General features: G+C 65.7%; 14 protein-coding genes. 10 read left to right on the forward strand and 4 right to left on the reverse strand.

The window, feature by feature from the left end; genetic code table 11:
• Window position 1: 1 nt before the first annotated feature.
• Complete coding sequence (locus tag SR858_RS23255; RefSeq protein ID WP_019923285.1) at window positions 2-2,752, reverse strand: exo-rhamnogalacturonan lyase family protein; 2,751 nt, start codon at window positions 2,750-2,752, stop codon at window positions 2-4.
• 322 nt (window positions 2,753-3,074) lie between these two features.
• Here SR858_RS23255 and SR858_RS23260 point away from each other — a divergent pair, with 322 nt between their 5' ends.
• From SR858_RS23260 to SR858_RS23280, 5 genes are all read left to right on the forward strand, one after another.
• On the forward strand, window positions 3,075-5,624 hold the full coding sequence (locus tag SR858_RS23260; RefSeq protein WP_019923286.1) for a S9 family peptidase: 2,550 nt from the start codon (window positions 3,075-3,077) through the stop codon (window positions 5,622-5,624).
• A gap of 306 nt (window positions 5,625-5,930) precedes the next feature.
• Complete coding sequence (gene rnk / locus SR858_RS23265) at window positions 5,931-6,338, forward strand: nucleoside diphosphate kinase regulator (protein WP_019923287.1); 408 nt, start codon at window positions 5,931-5,933, stop codon at window positions 6,336-6,338.
• Window positions 6,339-6,391: 53 nt separating this feature from the next.
• Window positions 6,392-7,012, forward strand: a complete 621-nt coding sequence (locus SR858_RS23270; protein WP_019923288.1) for a TetR/AcrR family transcriptional regulator — start codon at window positions 6,392-6,394, stop codon at window positions 7,010-7,012.
• A 62-nt stretch (window positions 7,013-7,074) separates the two neighbouring features.
• Complete coding sequence (locus tag SR858_RS23275; protein ID WP_019923289.1) at window positions 7,075-8,232, forward strand: iron-containing alcohol dehydrogenase; 1,158 nt, start codon at window positions 7,075-7,077, stop codon at window positions 8,230-8,232.
• 37 nt (window positions 8,233-8,269) lie between these two features.
• A complete protein-coding gene (locus tag SR858_RS23280; RefSeq protein WP_026637546.1) occupies window positions 8,270-8,947 on the forward strand; it encodes a type 1 glutamine amidotransferase domain-containing protein in 678 nt (225 codons plus the stop codon).
• On the opposite strand, the gene SR858_RS23285 is transcribed toward SR858_RS23280, so the two are convergent.
• Window positions 8,948-9,922, reverse strand: coding sequence for a glycoside hydrolase family 43 protein (locus SR858_RS23285; protein ID WP_019923291.1), 975 nt, complete (start codon window positions 9,920-9,922; stop codon window positions 8,948-8,950). It lies immediately after the preceding gene.
• Between the two features lie 195 nt (window positions 9,923-10,117).
• Here SR858_RS23285 and SR858_RS23290 point away from each other — a divergent pair, with 195 nt between their 5' ends.
• Window positions 10,118-10,420, forward strand: a complete 303-nt coding sequence (locus SR858_RS23290; RefSeq protein WP_019923292.1) for a PsiF family protein — start codon at window positions 10,118-10,120, stop codon at window positions 10,418-10,420.
• Between the two features lie 162 nt (window positions 10,421-10,582).
• Window positions 10,583-13,129, forward strand: a complete 2,547-nt coding sequence (locus SR858_RS23295) for a chemotaxis protein CheW (protein ID WP_019923293.1) — start codon at window positions 10,583-10,585, stop codon at window positions 13,127-13,129.
• On the opposite strand, the gene tcuC is transcribed toward SR858_RS23295, so the two are convergent.
• Window positions 13,106-14,419, reverse strand: coding sequence for an MFS transporter (tcuC, locus tag SR858_RS23300; protein ID WP_051120358.1), 1,314 nt, complete (start codon window positions 14,417-14,419; stop codon window positions 13,106-13,108). The two genes, SR858_RS23295 and tcuC, sit on opposite strands and share 24 nt — an antisense overlap.
• A gap of 222 nt (window positions 14,420-14,641) precedes the next feature.
• Here tcuC and SR858_RS23305 point away from each other — a divergent pair, with 222 nt between their 5' ends.
• The gene (locus tag SR858_RS23305; RefSeq protein WP_026637548.1) at window positions 14,642-15,280 is read left to right on the forward strand and encodes a head GIN domain-containing protein; all 639 of its coding nucleotides are present in this window, start codon (window positions 14,642-14,644) and stop codon (window positions 15,278-15,280) included.
• A gap of 29 nt (window positions 15,281-15,309) precedes the next feature.
• On the forward strand, window positions 15,310-17,208 hold the full coding sequence (locus SR858_RS23310; RefSeq protein WP_040377998.1) for a putative bifunctional diguanylate cyclase/phosphodiesterase: 1,899 nt from the start codon (window positions 15,310-15,312) through the stop codon (window positions 17,206-17,208).
• On the opposite strand, the gene SR858_RS23315 is transcribed toward SR858_RS23310, so the two are convergent.
• Entirely contained in the window at window positions 17,192-18,064 is an 873-nt protein-coding gene (locus SR858_RS23315; protein WP_019923296.1) for a head GIN domain-containing protein, read from the reverse strand. The genes SR858_RS23310 and SR858_RS23315 overlap by 17 nt on opposite strands.
• Window positions 18,065-18,200: 136 nt before the next feature.
• Here SR858_RS23315 and SR858_RS23320 point away from each other — a divergent pair, with 136 nt between their 5' ends.
• Entirely contained in the window at window positions 18,201-18,527 is a 327-nt protein-coding gene (locus tag SR858_RS23320) for a nucleotide pyrophosphohydrolase (protein WP_154820011.1), read from the forward strand.
• Window positions 18,528-18,544: the final 17 nt, after the last annotated feature.

The following is an 18,544-nucleotide window of genomic DNA, read 5'->3' on the forward strand; positions in this document are numbered from 1 at the left end:
GTTAGCGTAACAGGCCGGCCGCGCGCGCCGCTTCGTCGAGGCTGTCGCCGACCAGCGCCATGTTCTGGATCGCGGCCAGTCCCCATTGCGCCGAGCCGTTGGTGCTGATGTTGGGCTGCTCGTTGAGCGGGCGCAGGGTGGCAGTGCCGTCGATGCGGCGCGGCGCGTCGCGGGCGGCGTTCCTGGCGAAGTCGTTGCCGAAGAATTCGCGCCAGGTGCGCAGCGCCAGCGCGCGGTCGCGCTCGTGGTAGGCGGCGTAGGCGGTCATGCGCGAATTGGTGTTGGTCATGCCGCGCCCGCCCGGATCGCGGCCCAGCAGCGCCACCAGGTCTTCCTTCGGCGCGTTGTAGGCGCGGCAGTAAGCGAGCCAGGTCTTGCGGTAGGCCGGCACGTCCACCAGCGCCAGCAGTTCCGAATTCATTTCCACCACGCCGAACACGCCGTTCAGGTTCGAGAACTGGAAGTAGTCGCCGGCGCCGCCGAACTTGCCGGTTTTCGCGTCGTAGGGGGCGGCCGACGCGAACCAGCCGCGTTTGAGGCCGCCGATGGTCTGCATGCCGTTGACGATCTTGTCGCGCCAGCGCGTATCGCCGGTGCGCTCCCACTCGGCCAGCCAGGCCGCGATCAGCGAACCCCACACGGTGCCGAACGACGCATTGATCATGCCGTCCGGTGCGGCGCGCGCGGCATTGGGCGCCAGCTTGCGCGAGATATCGACCTTGTGCAGGTCGGCGTCGGAATCGAGCAGTTCGCGCATCAGGTCACCGGCGCGTTCGTCGGCGGTGAGGAAATAATAGATGCGGCGGTAAGCGGCATTCGACACCCTCGGCTGCTTCGACGAATCGGACCAGTGCTGCACGCCGTGGCGCGTGCCGAAGCCCTTGAAGGGGCCCAGGTGATACACATCGACCTCGCCGGTGTGGCGCGTCATCGCCTCGGCCATGCGGAACAGGTCGGCGCGGCCGGTGCGCAGGTAGCTGTACCACAGCCACAGGTCGGTGGACAGTTCCGAGTTGTCCCAGGCGTAGCCGCCGATATCATAGCGCCACATGTGGCGGTCGTTGTCGTAGGCGTGCATCACGTCGCCGTAATTCCAGAAGCCGTACCAGCGGTGCTGTTCCACTTCGCGCAGGTACTGGTCCAGCTGCGCGGACAGTTTGTCTTCGAGCAGGCGCCGGCCCGGCGTGCCGGTATCAACCACGTCCCAGTCGCCGAACACGGCGCACTGGTGGATGCGTTCGGGCGCCAGCACCAGGCGCGCCGGATTGGCCACCTGCTCGGCCATGTGCGAAAACGCATCGTGCGATGGCGTGGCGCTCAAGGCCCACAGTTGCAGCTCGCTGGTGCGGGCCACGCCGGTGGCCGAGTCCCAGCCTTCTTCGTAATCCTCGTAGATGATGTTCAGGCCGGCGATCTGCTTGTCGTGCGTGTCCATGCCGTTGACGGCGCGGTACGGGCGCATGTCGAGCGCCGGCGCCGACGGCGAATACAGCCAGGCGGTGATGTCGGCCATGTCGCCGGCAGCGTTGCGTACATCGAGGCGGGTGGTGGCGCGCTGCCAGAAGTCGCGCAGGCCCAGCGCCACGCCGCCTGCGGCGCCGCCCACGTAGGCCAGGCCCTTGCTGCACGTGCCGCCATTGACATCGATCCAGGCCTGGCCGGCAGCCGTGCGCTTGCGCAGGATAAAACCGTCGGCGCTGAGCTGCGTGAGCGAAAAATCGTTCCATTGCGGGATCCACTGCATGCCATCCTGCACCGGCTTGGCCATGCCGGCCAGCGGCGGCAGCGCCTGGCCGGCCACCTGCGCGGCGCGGTACGCCTCGCCGGGATCGCGGCGCAGGCCGGTGACGGGCCGCACGGCCTCGCCCCATACGCCGATGCCCTCGCCGGCGTAGCGGATGTGGCGGTCGTAGGCGGGGTCCGTCATCGGCACCCTGGCGGTCATGGCCAGGCCGGCGATGAAGTCCTGCTTGGCGTTGCCGTCGAAGATGAAGGTGTGGACGATGCGCACGTTCTCGGCGCCGGCATAAAAATACAGGCGGACCGAGAATGGCAGCCAGTCGCGCCCGTTACCGCTGTGCTTGCCGTCGAGCTTGAGCGTGGCGCGCACCGGGCCGCTCTGCTCGACCGTCACCTGCTCCACCCGGCTGGTATAGCGCTGGCGGGTCACTGTTCCGGTTTCGTCGGGTTCCGGCCCGTCCTGGCGCAGCGCCAGCAGTTTGACGTCCTGCACGATAGTGCGCCCGCCCCGGGTGGCGGAGGCGATCAGGTGTTCGCCGCTGGTGGGAATGGTCCAGACGGTGGGGCCGACGGTGACGGTGATCAGCGCGGTGGTCTGCCTGACCGCTACCGCGCCGGACACCGCTGCCGGTGCGCCGGCTTCCAGGCGCCAGGCCTCGGCAGCACTGCCGGCCGCCACCGCGTGCGCGGTCCATTTCAGCGAACCATCGGGCCAGTAAGCCAGTGGCCACGATTGCACGGCCGGTGCGTTCGCGCCAGCCAGGCGCAGTTGCAACGCCCCCTTGGCGGGCACGCGCAGGGCGCCGCGCGGCCACGGCACGCCCAGCGTTGCGCCGTCGAACCGGGCCGGCGCCGCGCCGTCCAGCCAGCGCAGCACGGTGTCGGCCACCGGCTGCGGCTTGCCGCCATCGTTGGCGGTGGCAGCCAGCGCCAGCGACGGCAAGGTGGACAACACGGCGGCACTGGCGGCCGACTGCATGAACTGCCGGCGCGACGTAATGAAGGTCGTCATGGAACGTGTCTCGCTGAAATATTAGTATTAAAGCGAGTATAGGGCTGTGGTGCCGACGGTGATCATGACACCGCCAAATAATCACAAGCTTGCACACTTTTAGTCACCCGGCAGATGTAGGACGTTAAAGCGTTGCTGGAGTGCTACCTCCAAGAGGAGATTTGTAGCAAAAGATTTCTCACGGAGATTTGATATTGCCGATGAAATATTTTCATGGCCTAATGTTCCGCTGCACATGCGAAGGCGGCGATCCTGCCGGCGCATCGAGGCAGTTCGACGATTCAGTTCGTTAAATAAGTTCGATAAAAAATGGAGAAACACCATGCAGGGTAAATACTTGTTGCGCGGCCTCGTGAGCACCACGCTCGCAGTCGGCATGACCTCGGGCGCGCTGGCAGCGCCCACCACCGCCACGCCAGCCAGCGCTGCCACCGCGTCGGCTTACAACCAGCCGCCGAAGGAAATCCTCGATGTCATGCGCGCGCCGCCACCGCCGGTGCCATCGCTGAGCCCCACCCGCGACAAGCTGATGCTCGTCACCATGCAGGACTTCCCGTCGATCGCCAAGGTGGCCACACCGTTCCTGCGCCTGGCCGGCGTGCGTATCGAGCCGGGCAACCACAGCCAGCACGATACCCCGGGCGGCTACGGGATTCCACCGTGCGTGAGCGCGATCGATCTGGTGCAGGTTGCCGACGGCAAGCAAACCGCCGTCAAACTGCCGGCCGACGCCTGCCCGCGCCGCCCTGTCTGGAGCGCCGACGGCCAGCGCTTTGCCTTTGAAAACATCACCACCGCAGCGGTCGAGCTGTGGGTGGGCGACGCCAAAACCGGCGCCGTGCGCCGCCTGCCCGGCGTACGCCTGAACCAGATGTTCGGCGACCAGATGCAATGGATGCCCGACCAGAAAACCCTGCTGGTCAAACTGGTCACCGGCAACAAGGCCCCACCGGTGGAAGCTCCCGGCTCGGCCGGCCCCGGCATCCAGGAATCGATCGGCGGCACCGGTCAAAGCAGCACCTATGAAAACCGCGACACGCTGCGCAACCGCTACGACGAATCGCTGTTCAACTACTACGGCACCTCGCAACTGGCGCTGGTCGATGCCGCCTCCGGCAAGATCACCAATGTCGGCAAACCGGGCCTGTATGAAGAGCTGAGCGTGGCTCCGGACAGCCGCCACGTGGTGGTGACCGAAATCCGTCCGCCGTACTCGTACGTGACCACCTTCGACCGCTTCCCCAAGCAGATCGACCTGTGGGACCTGCGTGGCGTAAAACCAGGCGCCAACCCGGTCGTGCGTGAAATCGCCGCGCTGCCGCTGGCCGACCGCGTACCGAATCGCGGTGTGCCGACCGGCCCGCGCAGCTTCACCTGGCGTCCGACCGACGCGGCCACGCTGGTGTGGGCCGAGGCGCTCGATGGCGGCGATCCGAAAGTGAAAGCGGCCGAGCGCGACAAGCTGGTCATGCTGAAGGCGCCGTTCACCGGCGCGCCAGTGGAAATCACCCGCACCGAGCAGCGTTACGCCGGCCTGTCCTGGAGCGAAAACGCCGGCACCGCGCTGCTGAGCGACTACGACGTCAACCGCAAATGGCGCCGCACCTGGCAGCTCAATGTCGATGACGCGAAAAACTCGCGCCGCCTGGTGTGGGATATGTCGGCCGACGAAAAATATGCCAACCCGGGCAACCCGGTGCGCCGCCAACTGGCCAACGGTTCGTGGGTCATCCGCCAGGACGGCGACACCATCTACCTGTCGGGCATGGGTTCGTCGCCCGATGGCGACCGCCCGTTCCTCGACAAATTCAGCCTGGGCACGCAGCAGTCGGAGCGCCTGTTCCGCAGCGGCAAAACCTCGTATGAACAGTTCATCGGCTTTGCCGGCAACGACACCCGTCGCCTGCTGACCTGGTACCAGTCCACCACCGACACCCCGAACGCGCTGCTGCGCACCGTGGGCGCACCGGCGGCCGGCGCGGTCAAGGGCGAAGCGGCGTTCGATTCGTCGAGCGCACCACTGACGCACCTGAAGGACACCGCGCCGCAAGTGCGCGAGATCCAGAAGCGCCTGGTGAAGTACAAGCGCGCCGATGGCGTGGACCTGTCGTTCACGCTGTACACGCCGCCCGGCTACAAGGAAGGCACGCGCCTGCCGACCATCCTCAATGCCTACCCGCTCGACTACGCGGACGCGTCGCAGGCCGGCCAGACCACCGGTTCGCAAGCGACGTTCACCCGCCTGCGCCAGTACCGCCTGCTGCTGCTCTCGGGCTACGCCATCATCGACAGCGCCGCCTTCCCGATCGTGGGCGACCCGCGCAAGGCGTACGACACGTACACCGAGCAGCTGGTAGCCAACGCCAAGGCGGCGGTGGACGAAGCAGTGCGCCTGGGCGTGACCGATCCGGCGCGCGTGGGCGTAACCGGCCATAGCCACGGCGCCCTGATGACGGCCAACCTGCTGGCGCACTCGGACCTGTTCCGCGCCGGCGCGGCCACCAGCGGTTCGTACAACAAGTCGCTCACGCCATTCGGTTTCCAGAACGAGCGCCGCTCGGTATGGGAGGCGCCGGACGTGTACACCAAGGTCTCGACCTTCTTCTACGCCGACAAGCTCAAAACGCCACTGTTGATCGTGCACGGCGGCGACGACGCCAACCCGGGTACCACCCCGCTGCAATCGACCAAGCTGTACGAGGCGATCCGCGGCAACGGCGGCGTCACCCGCCTGGTGATGCTGCCACACGAGCCGCACTGGTACGCGGCGCGCGAGTCGAACGAACAGCTGGTGTATGAAATGCTGCGCTGGTTCGACAAGTACGTGAAGAACGCACCGGCGCCTGCACCTGCCAGCGTCGCAGCCAACTAAGGTTTGCGGCAAATCCCGTCCCGGTTCATCCGGGGCGGGAAACGGTATATACTCTTCCCATGTTCACCCCGCGCCTCCCTGTCCACTGCAACCGCACGTCTCCGTCCCGGAGTGCGTTGCCTGCGGCCGCACGCTTTGCCGTGCCGGCCAGGGACCTCGCCCGCCTTTTCGTCGCTCGGTAAGCAAGAACCTTCCGGTTCACCTGCCTGCCGAGCCACCTCACCGCCCACGCTCGACCGCAAGACCGCCCGTGGACACAGGTCCGCCGGATTACCCACGCACGCCCCTTAATACACTGGAGCCATCATGCATCCTCAGATTACCGTCTCGTCGCTCGACATCGAACGCCTGGAAGCGTTGTTCGACGCCCTGCCCATCGCCACCGCCAATGCCAACGCCCGCCTGCTGGCGGAACTGGGCCGCGCCAGGGTCGTGGAACCGGAGCAGATGCCACCGAACGTGGTCACCATGCGCTCGCAGGTGCGGTTCGACATCGAACAGCCACCGCAGCAACTGTGCCTGACCCTGGCGTACCCGAAGGACATGGCCGAACTCGACGACGGCATCTCGATCCTGACCCCGATCGGTACCGCGCTGCTGGGCCTGTCCGTGGGCGATCGCATCGACTGGCCCCTGGCCGACGGTCAAACCACCAGCCTGCGCATCGTCGACATCCCCTACCAGCCGGAGCGCGCCGGCGAAATCTTCCGCTGAAGTGCGCCAAAAAAATACTAGACGACTGGTCTAATTGTGCTAGACTCCGTTTCATGAAAGCCGAATACACCGACATCCGCCAGCACATCCTCGACCAGGGCAAGGCCATCATTACCCGCAAGGGTTTTGCCGGCGTGGGTCTCAACGAGATCCTGACGGCGGCCGCTGTGCCCAAGGGCTCCTTCTACCATTACTTCAAGTCGAAGGAATTATTTGGCGAGGCGCTGCTGGCCGATTACGTGGCGCAGTACCTGGTGCACATGGATGGCCTGCTCGGGCAAGCCGGCAAGCCGGCGGCGCAGTGCCTGATGGCCTACTGGGACAGCTGGTTCAGCGACGCCACCGAGAGTGCCCATAGCTGTAACTGCCGCTGCCTGGTGGTCAAGCTCAGCAGCGAAGTGGCCGATATGTCCGAGCCGATGCGGGTCGCCCTGCGCGACGGCACCGACCACATCATCGCCCGCCTGGCGGTTGCCATCGAGCATGGCGTGGCGGACGGTTCGCTGCCAGTCGTGCAAAACGCAGCGCAGACGGCGCAAACGCTGTACCAGCTGTGGCTGGGCGCGGCCATGCTCACCAAGCTGCGGCGCGAGCCGAGTGCATTGAATTCGGCCTGGCACGCCACGCTGGACCTGCTGCACCTGGCGCCAGCATCGTATCCCCTGCGCGGATGATGTCATCCGCGTTTTTTTGACACAGATTCTAGACGACCAGTCTAATAAAAAGGAGCTATTCCATGAAAAATTTTGAATTCCAGAACCCGACCAAGATCGTCTTCGGCGCCGACACCGTCGGCAAGCTCGCCACCCTGGTCCCCGCTGATGCCCGCGTGCTGATCCTGTTCGGCGGCGCCAGCGCCGAAAAAACCGGCACCCTGGCCGAAGTGCGCACCGCCCTGGGCGAACGCACCGTGCGCGAGTTCGGCGGCATCGAACCGAACCCCAGCTACGAAACCCTGATGCGCGCAGTCCACGTGGTGCGCGAGGAAAAGATCGACTTCCTGCTGGCAGTCGGTGGCGGTTCCGTCATCGACGGCACCAAGTTCGTGGCCGCCGCTGCCTTGTTCGACGGCGAGCCATGGGATATCGCCCGGCAAGGCGGCGCCAACGTGCAACGCGCCCTGCCTTTCGGTTCGGTATTGACCTTGCCGGCCACCGGTTCCGAGATGAACAACGGCGGCGTGGTCACCCACAAGGCCACCCAGTCCAAGCTGGCCTTCCGCCATGCGCTGCTGTTCCCGGCGTTTTCCATCCTCGACCCGCGCAAGACGTTCACGCTGCCAACGAGCCAGGTCGCCAACGGCCTGGTCGATGCGTTCGTCCACACCACCGAGCAATACCTGACCTACCCGGTCAATGCCAAAGTGCAGGATCGCTTTGCCGAAGGCTTGCTGCAAACCCTGGTGGAAATCGCCCCGCAGGCGGTGGCCACCCCGGACGACTACGAAACCCGCGCCAACCTGATGTGGACCGCCACCCTGGCGCTGAACGGCTTGATCGGGGCCGGCGTACCGCAGGACTGGGCCACCCACATGATCGGCCACGAATTGACCGCCCTGTACGACATCGACCACGCCCGCACCCTGGCCCTGGTGCTGCCCGCCCTGCTCGATGTACAGCGCGAGCAAAAGCGCGGCAAGCTGCTACAGTTTGGCGAACGCGTGTGGGGCATTACCGACGGCACCGACGACCAGCGCATCGACGCCGCCATCGCCCGCACCCGCGCCTTCTTCGAGGGCCTGGGCATTCCTACCCGCCTGTCCGCCTACCAGCTGGGCGACGACGCCGTGGAAGCGGTCCTGAAACAATTGCAGGCGCACGGCATGACCGCGCTGGGCGAGCACCGCGATATCGACCTGGCGCGCAGCCGCCAGATTTTGCAAGCAGCACTCTGAACCACCCCACCAACCCATTCACGACCAAGGACACACAATGAACATTCTGATGGTACTGACCTCGCACGACCAACTGGGCAACACCGGCAAAAAAACCGGTTTCTGGCTGGAAGAATTCGCCGCACCTTATTACACGCTGAAACACGCCGGCGCCAGGCTGACGGTAGTGTCACCAGCCGGCGGCCAGCCGCCGCTCGATCCGAAAAGCGACGAACCCGATGCGCAAACGGCAGCGACCAAGCGCTTCAAGGCCGACCCGGAGGCGCAAGCCGTACTCGCCAACACCGGCAAGCTGGCTGACGTGAAAGCGGAAGATTTCGACGCCGTGTTCTACCCGGGCGGCCACGGCCCGCTGTGGGACCTGGCCGAAAGCCGCGATTCGATCGCGCTGATCGAAGCCATGATCGCCGCCGGCAAACCGGTCGCCACCGTGTGCCATGCACCGGGCGTGCTGCGCCACGTGAAGGCAGCCGACGGCTCGCCGCTGGTCAAGGGCAAGAAAGTCACCGGCTTTACCAACACCGAGGAAGAAGCGGTGGGCCTGACCCATATCGTGCCGTTCCTGGTGGAAGACATGCTCAAACAAAACGGCGGCGAATACTCGAAGCTGGGCGACTGGCAGCCGTACGCGATCACCGATGGCCTGTTGATCACCGGCCAGAATCCGGCTTCGTCGGAAGCGGCCGCCGAGGCGCTGCTCAAGCTGCTGGCCTGATCACCCTTGCCTGGCCTGAGCCGAAGCCTGCGGCTTGCACGCCGCTGTCGGATTGGCGGCGGGGCCGGCGGTGGTTTGCGCAATGAACGGAATCGTGCCGTCGGCGTTATACGTAAATTCTTCGACCGCGACCGAGCGGCGGTACTCGCCGCCGCTCGGCAATTCGGCGTTGTGATAGACGATGTAGGACTTGCCGTTGAACTCCACGAACGCGTGGTGCACGGTGCCGGTCTTGAGATTCTTGTCCATGATCTTGCCGCGATAGCGCCACGGTCCGGTGATCTTGTCGCTGGTGGAATACACGGTATATTCGGGCCAGTCGCGCGAGTATGACAGATAGTAGATGCCGTTGCGCTTGTGGACATACGGCGCCTCGGTGAACTGCGGCAGGCCATCGGTGTAAATCTGGCTGTCGAGTTCGATCATATTGCGCTTGATCTTCGCGTATTTCAGCACCTGGTTACCCCAGAACATCCACGCCTGGCCATCGTCGTCGATGAACACGCCGGGGTCGATGTCATCCCAGCCGATATCGGTCTGCAAGGTCATGCTGTTGGTAATCAACGGCTTGCCGATGGCGTCGCGGAACGGCCCCAGCGGGCTGTCGGCCACGGCCACGCCGATCGCCTTGGCCTTGGCGCTGCGCTCGGTCACGGTGGCAAAGAACCAGTACTTGCCGTCGCGCTTGATGATGTCGCTGGCCCAGGCCGACCCGCCCGCCCACGCGAACACGTCGTAGCGCAGCGCGGTGCCGTGCGCGGTCCAGTTCTGCATGTCGCAGGTGGAATACACGAGCCACTCGTTCATCACGTACTTGGTGCCCTCGGGCGGCGGCAGCGCCTCGTCGCGGCCCGCGTACAGGTACACGCGGCCGTTATCGACCAGCGTGGCCGGATCGGCCGTGAACTTGTCGGTCACCAGCGGGTTGCCCGCCTGCGCGGCGGCACTGCCCAGGACCATCAGTACGGCCAGCATGCATTTCTTCATCAATTTACGTCTCCCGTGTGTGGATATCAGCGCAACCGCAAGTTACCACGTGCACAGCACCGGAAATACTCATCCGGCTGAGCGTTGTCCGGACACGCATAATGTTTTGCCACGCATAAACAACCGGCGTATAGTGATCTGGCTGCATCCTCCCGTTGCTTCCCTTTTTGAGCGAGGTCACCCATGAAAAAGCTGTTCGTTGCCGGCATGCTGCTGGCGTTTGGCGGCGCGGCGTTTGCCGCCGAGCCTACCGCCCAGCAAAACAAGATGAAAACCTGTAACGCCGAAGCCACGGGCAAGAAAGGCGATGAGCGCAAGGCTTTCATGAAGCAGTGCCTGAGCGCCAAGCCGGCGCCGGTCGTCGCGGCCGAACCGGAAATCCCGCTCACCCAGCAAAACAAGATGAAAAAGTGCAATAACGACGCCGTCGGCAAAAAAGGCGACGAACGCAAGGTGTTCATGAAAGCCTGTTTGAGCGCCAAGTAAGCGCGCATTTTCCCATGAGGTTCGAGACGCCACCCGGTGCAACCAGCACCGGGTGGCGTTTTTTTGCACTTGAAATTGCCTTGCTGGCACGAAAATTGCTCAGGATATACTTTTTGTGATCAGCCAAAAGTAATGAACGCAAATCCTTTACCGCGTTCGGACATGTTTTTACCCTACATGCCGGACGTTGCGCGCTGCGAGCTGTCGCTGCGCGAACTCAATCAGATGTGGCAACTTATCGAGTCGTCCGCCAAGATGAACTGCCCGGCCGAGGCGCGCCTGCTGCTGCCCGCCATGGTGGCCACGCGCACCGGTTTTGCGCACCTGGAACAGGCGCTGATCGCCAACCTGGTGCAGGAGAAGGTCAACCAGGTGCTGGCCAACCTTGGCACCCAGGCCCGGTACGCCATCGACATCCTGGTGCGCAACCTGTTCGAGCGCACCGCCGATGTCGGCTTCCTGGCCACCGACGCCGACCTGTGCACCTTTGTCGCGGACTTTGCCGACGACAGCGACCATGACCACCATCGCGCCAGCCTCGACGCCGCGCGCCGGCGCCTGGCCGCCTACCGCGACAAGTACACGGTGTACGATGAAATCCTGCTGCTCGATACCGGCGGCCGGGTGCTGGTGCAGGCCGACATGACCACGCCGGTAGCGCACAGCCTCGATCCGCTGCTGGCCGCCACCCTGGCCGCCGACGGCTACGTGGAAACCTTCCGCGCCACCGACCTGCGGCCGGCCAAATCGCGCGCGCTGGTGTACTCGCACCGCATGCGCGATCCGCGCAGCGGCGCGGTGGTCGGCGTGCTGTGCCTGTGCTTCAATTTCGAGCAGGAGATGGACGCCATCTTCAGCGCCTACCGCGATCCGTCGCACCGCGCCAACATGCTGCTGCTCGACGCCGACAACCGCGTGGTCAGCAGCGCCGATCCGCTGTGGATACCGGCCGGCGTGCAGGTCCCGGTCAACACGCAAGGCGCCGGCGGCGCGGCCCGGCCATTGCTGTTCGGCGGCCGCGAATACCTGGTGCAAACCTTCGGCTGCAACGACTACCAGGGCTACCCCGGCCCCACCGGCTGGAAGGCGCAATTGATGGTGCCGCTGGACCTGGCCTTCCGCGACAGCGGCGCCGACGTGATCGAAGGCGCCGATGCGCAACTGGTGCAGGGACTGCTGTCGCATGCACAAGCCTTCAGTCCGCCGCTGCACGAGTTGATGACCGCCGTCACACGCACCACCCGCACCATCGGCCGCATCGTCTGGAACGGCAAGGTGACCAGCCACGGCGACGGCAATGGCAATCGCCTCAACACCATCCTCGACCAGATCAGCGGCACCGGCGCGCGCAGCGATGCGCTGTTCTCGCGCTCGATCCGCGACCTGTACCAGACCGTGCTGGCGGCCAGCATCAGCCAGGCCGAACTGACCGCGCAATTGCTGGTCGATATGCTGGACCGCAACCTGTACGAGCGCGCCAACGACTGCCGCTGGTGGGCGCTCACCGCCCAATTGCGGCGCGGCCTAGCCGAAGGTGGCGACGACGACGCCATCAAAACGGTGCTGGCCCACATCAACCGCCTGTACACCGTGTATGCGCGGCTGTTCGTGTACGACCGCCAGGGCCGCATTGTCGCAGCCACCGGCGCCGGGCCGCTGCCATGCACCCACGTCGATGCCGACACCCTGGGCCGCGTCTGCGCACTGCGCAGCGAACTCGATCACCACGTGGAACGGTTCGCACCGTCGGCGTTGTACGGCGGCGCGCCCACCTTCATCTATCACGCCGCCATCCGCCACCCGGAGCAGGCGGCCAACGTGGTGGGCGGCATCGGCGTGGTCTTCGATGCGGGGCCGGAGCTGGCCAATATGCTGCACAGCGGCGTGGCGGGACGAAGCAATATGCACGCATACTTCATCACGCCGGAACGGCAGGTGCTGGCCAGCACCAACGCTGCCCACCCTCCGGGCGCCACGCTGGCGCTGCCGGCCACGCAACTGGCTGCACTGCTGGCGGCGGCCGACCGCAATGGCCGCAGCAGCGGCGCGCTGATGATGGAGCACGACGGCCAGTACGTGATCGCGGCCTGCTCGCGCGCGGCCGGCTACCGGGAATTCCGCCTTGGTGCAGGCGTGGAGCAGCCGGTGCTGGCACTGCTGCTCGAGTCGTTCGGGCCGGTGCGCGATGCGCGCGAACTGGCGGCGCTGGGCGCGCAGGCGGTGCAGGTGGAACCAATGGACGGCGCAGAAGCAGCAGGCACCGGGACCGGGACCGATTACGCCATCTTCCACGCCGGCGGCGCGCTGATGGCGCTCCCGGCGCGGACGGTCCAGGAAGCAGTGCCGTTTGCGCGCGTGCAGCGGGCGCCCGGCAACCACCGGGCGCGGGTGGGCATGCTCGACGTGGCGCCGGGCGGCGGCAGCAAGCAGTTCGTGTGGGTATTCGACCTGGCGCTGCTGGCCACCGGCCGCGCCGCCGTCATCACCGACAACAGCCAGGTGATGCTGGTCACATTCGGCGCGGGCGCCATCGGCCTGCTGGTGGACGACCTGCACTCGGTGCAGCAGTTTTCCGACGATGCCCTGACCGCCTCGCCCATGGGCGCCGGCGCCCAGGCGCTGGCGCCGCGCCTGATCATGGCTAACGGCGGCCACCTGCTGATCGAGGAGATCGACCTGGAGCGGCTAGCTTTGCGGCTGCGAACCTGACGCGCGGCGGCGGTACAGCATCAGCGTCGCCAGCAGGCCGCACACGGCGGCAAAGGTGAGCCACCAGCCGGGTGCACTCTTGTCGCCGGTCGCCTCGATCAGGCCGGTGGCTACCGCCGGCGTGAAGCCGCCGAAGATCGCGGTGGCCAGGCTGTAGGCCAGCGAGAAGCCGACGGTGCGCACCTCGACGGGCATGACCTCGGTGAGCGCCACCACCATGGCGCCGTTGTAGCTGGCGTACAGGAACGACAGCCACAGCTCCACTTCCAGCATGCGCGTAAAGCTCGGCGCCTGCACCAGCCAGTGCAGCGCCGGCCAGGCGGTGAGGATGGCCAGCACGGTGCAGCCGACCAGCAACGGACGACGGCCCACGCGGTCGGACAGCGCCCCCATCACCGGCAGCCAGATAAAGTTCGATACGCCCACGCACAGCGTGACCAGCAGCGCCGCGCTGGTACTCAGGTGCAGCACCGATTTACCGAACGTGGGCGTGTACACGGTGATCAGGTAGAACGACACGCTGGTCATCGACACCAGCATCATGCCCGAGACGATCAGGCCCCAGTTGGCCACCATCGAGCGGAAGATTTCGCGCAGCTCGGGGCGGTGCTTGCGGTTCCTGAATTCCTCGGTTTCCTGTAGCGAGCGGCGGATCATGAACAGCACCGGCACGATCATGCAGCCGACAAAGAACGGCAAACGCCAGCCCCACTCGGCGACCTGGGCGGGCGCCAGCAGTTGATTGAGGCCGAAGCCCAGCGCAGCGGCGACCACGATCGCCACCTGCTGGCTGGCCGACTGCCAGCTCACATAAAAGCCCTTGCGCCCCGGCGTGGCCATCTCCGCCAGGTACACCGATACCCCGCCAAGTTCCACGCCGGCCGAGAAGCCCTGCAACAGGCGGCCCGTGAGCACCAGCAGCGGCGCGGCATAGCCGATGGTGGCGTAGCCGGGCACGCAGGCGATCAGCAGCGTGCCGGCTGCCATCAGCGCCAGCGTGACGATCAGGCCCTTGCGGCGGCCCACGCGGTCGACGTAGGCGCCAAGGATGATGGCGCCCAGGGGCCGCATCAAAAAGCCGGCGCCGAAGGTCATGAAGGTCATCATCAGCGACGCCACCTCGTCGCCGGCCGGGAAGAAGGCGGCGGCAATGGCATTGGCATAAAAGCCGAACAGGAAAAAGTCGAACATCTCCATGAAGTTGCCGCTGACAACGCGGAACACGGTGCCCGCGCGCGATGGCACGGCAGGCGCCGGCGGAATGGGGAGACTGGAAGGAATGGCTGGCATGGCTACCTCGGGTTGACAATATATTGACGAACTTTGTCAGCCCATTATTAGGTATTTCATTAGTAAAGTAAATCGGTAGTTTCCCTGGCTTTTGCCAGGGTCGCTGGCCTATTTCGTATCCCCACTGCAACACATCGGGCCATTTACAACGATTTGTCGCCGCCGGTGCAGCGCGCCGGTAAAATCGACCATGTTAAAAAATGCAATCTGATCGAGGAACCCATGCGCCGCGTCCCGCTCGTCCCCTTATTTGCCACCTTATTTGCCGCCACCCTGCCCTGGTCGGCCAGCGCCGCCGAATCGATACGCACGGTAGCGCCGTTCATCGCAGTCGATGCCAGGGGCGCGTTTGCCATGACGGTCGAAGCGGGCAAGACGCAGACGGTCAAAATCTCCGGCGACGATGCATTCGTGGCCGCGCTGGAAACCCGCGTGGTGGACAACGAGCTGCAGATCACGGTCAACGGCAAGCAATACAAGAACAGCAAGGGCGATCCGCGCGTGACCATCACCCTGCCTTCGCTCAGCCGGGTCAAGGTGGAAGGCGCGGGCGAAACCATCATCACCGGCGTGACCAGCGACCGCCTCGACGTGGGCTACCGGGGCGCGGGCCGGCTCACCGCCAGCGGCAAGGTCAAATACCTGCGCCTGAATGCGAAAGGCGTGGGCGAAGTCGATACGAAAGGCCTGCATGCCGAGCGCGTGGACGTCAACTTCAGCGGCGTGGGCGATGTCAGCGTGTACGCCACCGACACCGTCAACGCGGTGGCCAAGGGCATGGGTTCGCTGACCTACTACGGCAAGCCGAAAACCATCAACAAGTCGGTCTCGGGCATCGGCAACGTCAGCGCCGGCGACTGACTTCCGCCAACCACCACACCGGGGGCAGCGTGGCTGAACCGAACGACATCGCCCATTGGCGCGCACGGATCTTCGAGCGGCTGCTGCAGATGGTATTCGTGCTCGGGCTGTTGACGGCGGTGCCCAGTTCCCTGCTGTCGATCAAGCTGGGACTGTGGTCGATCGTCGTCATGGACTGCGTTGCGATGACCTGGATCGGCGCCATCCTGCTGCTGCGGCGCGTGTCGTACACCATCCGCGTGGTCAACTTCCTGGTGGTGGCGTTCCTGGTGGGCGTGGGCCTGATGCTCACCGTGGGACCGGTCAGCCAGACCTACCTGATGGCCGTGCCAGTGCTGGCGGCGCTGCTGCTCGGCCTGTGGCCCGCGATCTGCTTCCTGCTGCTGGCCGGGCTGGCGGTGCTGCTGCTCAGTCTTGAAAAAACCTCGCCGATGAATATCGCCGCGCTGTCCGACTACGGTTTGCCCACGGCGACCGTCCTGGCGGTCAATTTCATGTTCATGACGGCCGTGCTCACGCTGTGCTGCGCGGTGCTGCTGCAACGGCTGGCGCGCTCGTTCAACGAGCTGCACCTGCATTCGCAGGACAACCACCGGCTGGCATTCTACGACGTGCTCACCGGCCTGCCCAACCGCCGCCTGCTGATGGACCGCATCGAACAGCTGCTGGCCAGCTCGCAGCGCGGCGCCACCTTCAGCGCCGTGATGTTCGTCGATCTCGACCGCTTCAAGACCATCAACGACGCCCGTGGCCACGCCATCGGCGACGCCGTGCTATGCAAGGTGGCCGCGCGGCTGGAACAGGCCGTGCGCAAGGCCGACACGGTGGCGCGCATCGGCGGCGACGAATTCGTGGTGCTGCTCGGCCACCTGGCGGATGACCTGGCCGGCGCCTCGCAGGCGGCGCTGGCCGTGGCCGATAAAATCCGCGCAGCCATCGGCCAGGATGTCGAGATCGACGGCCAGTTATACCGCTGCACGGCCAGCATCGGCGTCACCATGCTGCCGCGTGTCGGTGGCGCCGACCACAGCGCCCTCGACCTGCTGCGCGAAGCCGATACCGCGATGTACCGCGCCAAGTCCGGGGGCCGCAACGGCGTGGCCTTTTTCGAGGCGGCGATGCAGGCGGCGGTGCAACAGCGGCTGTCGATGGAACGCGAACTGGCGGCGGCGCTGGCCGGCGGCGCGCTGCGCATGCTGGTGCAGCCGCAGGTGGACCGCCACGGGCGCGTAATGGGCGCCGAAATGCTGATGTGCTGGCCGCAGCCCGACGGCGCCATGGTGCCGCCCAGCGTGTTCATCCCGGTGGCCGAAGAATCGGGCCTGATCCTGGCGCTGGGCGCGTGGGCCATGCGCCAGGCGTGCGAAAGCTTGTTGCTGCTGGAGCGCACCGGCGTGCCGCTGACGCTGTCGGTCAATGTCAGTCCCAGCCAGTTCAGCCAGCCCGATTTTGTGGAGCAGGTACGCGGCGTGCTGGCCGACACCGGCGCGCCGGCGTCGATGCTGGTGCTGGAGGTGACCGAAGGCGTGCTGGTTGACCGCATGGCCGACACCATCGACCGCATGACGCAACTGGCCGCGCTGGGCCTGCGTTTTTCGATCGACGATTTCGGCACCGGCTATTCGAGCCTGGCCTACCTGCGCCAGATGCCGCTGTACGAACTGAAAATCGACCGCAGCTTCATCGTCGATACGCCCGCGGATGCAGGCAGCGTGGCGCTGGTGCAGGCCATCCTGGCCATGGCCGGCCACCTGGGGCTGAAGGTGGTGGCCGAGGGCGTGGAAACCCGCGCGCAGGCGGATTTTTTGATCAGCCACGATTGCGCCTGCATGCAAGGCTACCTGTTCGGCCGCCCGATGCCGCTTGCCGAGCTGATCGCGCAGTTGCCGTCCGCTGCGGTGAAAGTCACTGTTACTGCACCACTGTAACGCGCTTGCCGCTGACGCTGCGCTGCGCCGGATTGCCGTAGACGGTGATGCTGCCCGAGCCATTGCTGCCGGCGACCAGCGCACCGCTGGCCCTGGCCGTGACGCTGCCCGAACCGTTGGTCGAAATGTCGGCATCGCGGCTCGACAGGCCGGCCAGGTCGGCATTACCCGAACCGCTCAGGCGCACCCGCAGCCGCTCGACGCTGCCGCTGGCGGTGGCGCGGCCGGAGCCGCGCAATTCGAGGCCCAGCGACTGGCCTTGCAAGCGGCCCAGTTGCAGCCGCCCGGAGCCGTTCAGGGTGGCGTCGGTGGTGGCGCTGTCGAGCGCCGTGGCATTCATGCTGCCCGAGCCATTGAGGCGCACGTCGAAACGCCCCACGCGGCCCGCGATCTCCACCTCGCGCGAACCGTTCAAGCGCAGGTCGAAGTCGCCGCCGTTCAAGCCCGTCACCTGCAGACGCCCGGAGCCATTGGCCTCGGCCTGGCGCAGCTGTGGCACGGTGAGCGTCACGCGCAGCGGATTGGACGTGCGCACGCCGCCCTCGGTCCACACCCGCAGGGTGCCGCCGCTGGCGTCGGTGCGCAGCAGCGGCAGCAGGTTGCTGTCGCCCTCCACCGTCAACGACGGCGCCTGCCCCACCCGCACCGTCACCAGCATCGAACCGTTGATGTCGATGCCATCGACACTGGCGCTGACCGCGCGCTGCTCGGTCACCACCTGGCCATTACCCTGCACCGCATTGCTGCTGAAGGCGGACTTGATCTGGGCATTGCCGTCTTCCGGCACCACGATCACGGCGCAGCCGGCGATCAGGGCAAGGACAAGGGCGGAAGAAGAAAAGGCGAGACGGCGCATGGTGAAATTCCTGGTCAGTGGTGATGTTGCCACTGTAGCCAGAACGGCGGCCGCCGGTGCGGTCGATGCGACGAACGGTGGAATTCGGGGCGTGAAACGCGTTTTACCGCCCTGCCGCAGTGCTACCATGACGGCCATGAACATTCCTCCCGACAGCCTGGCGCACCTGCGCACCCTCACCCGCCAGTTCGCGCAAGCGCGCGACTGGGCGCCGTTCCACACGCCGAAGAACCTGGCCATGGCCTTGTCGGTCGAGGTGGCCGAGCTGGTCGAGCATTTCCAGTGGCTGCCCACCGGCGCGGACGCCGAACTCGATGATGCCGCGCGCCTCGGCATTCGCCACGAACTGGCCGATGTGCTGCTCTACCTGGTGCAGCTGGCTGACAAGACAGGCGTGGACCTGCACGCGGCGGCGCTGGAAAAGATCGCGCTCAACGCGGCCAAGTACCCCGCAACTCGCTGACCGGTCGGACAGGGCGC

The sequence above is a fragment of the Duganella zoogloeoides genome, from assembly GCF_034479515.1.
GTDB classification, from domain to species: domain Bacteria; phylum Pseudomonadota; class Gammaproteobacteria; order Burkholderiales; family Burkholderiaceae_D; genus Rugamonas; species Rugamonas zoogloeoides.

Excerpts from the sequence above, each read along its gene's own strand:
- SR858_RS23285 (WP_019923291.1), bottom strand. The coding sequence starts at position 9,922 with ATGCTGGCCGTACTGATGGTCCTGGGCAGTGCCGCCGCGCAGGCGGGC.
- SR858_RS23280 (WP_026637546.1), top strand. The coding sequence starts at position 8,270 with ATGAACATTCTGATGGTACTGACCTCGCACGACCAACTGGGCAACACC.
- SR858_RS23315 (WP_019923296.1), bottom strand. The coding sequence starts at position 18,064 with ATGCGCCGTCTCGCCTTTTCTTCTTCCGCCCTTGTCCTTGCCCTGATC.
- SR858_RS23275 (WP_019923289.1), top strand. The coding sequence starts at position 7,075 with ATGAAAAATTTTGAATTCCAGAACCCGACCAAGATCGTCTTCGGCGCC.
- SR858_RS23305 (WP_026637548.1), top strand. The coding sequence starts at position 14,642 with ATGCGCCGCGTCCCGCTCGTCCCCTTATTTGCCACCTTATTTGCCGCC.
- SR858_RS23320 (WP_154820011.1), top strand. The coding sequence starts at position 18,201 with ATGAACATTCCTCCCGACAGCCTGGCGCACCTGCGCACCCTCACCCGC.
- tcuC (WP_051120358.1), bottom strand. The coding sequence starts at position 14,419 with ATGCCAGCCATTCCTTCCAGTCTCCCCATTCCGCCGGCGCCTGCCGTG.
- rnk (WP_019923287.1), top strand. The coding sequence starts at position 5,931 with ATGCATCCTCAGATTACCGTCTCGTCGCTCGACATCGAACGCCTGGAA.
- SR858_RS23260 (WP_019923286.1), top strand. The coding sequence starts at position 3,075 with ATGCAGGGTAAATACTTGTTGCGCGGCCTCGTGAGCACCACGCTCGCA.
- SR858_RS23295 (WP_019923293.1), top strand. The coding sequence starts at position 10,583 with ATGTTTTTACCCTACATGCCGGACGTTGCGCGCTGCGAGCTGTCGCTG.
- SR858_RS23255 (WP_019923285.1), bottom strand. The coding sequence starts at position 2,752 with ATGACGACCTTCATTACGTCGCGCCGGCAGTTCATGCAGTCGGCCGCC.
- SR858_RS23290 (WP_019923292.1), top strand. The coding sequence starts at position 10,118 with ATGAAAAAGCTGTTCGTTGCCGGCATGCTGCTGGCGTTTGGCGGCGCG.
- SR858_RS23270 (WP_019923288.1), top strand. The coding sequence starts at position 6,392 with ATGAAAGCCGAATACACCGACATCCGCCAGCACATCCTCGACCAGGGC.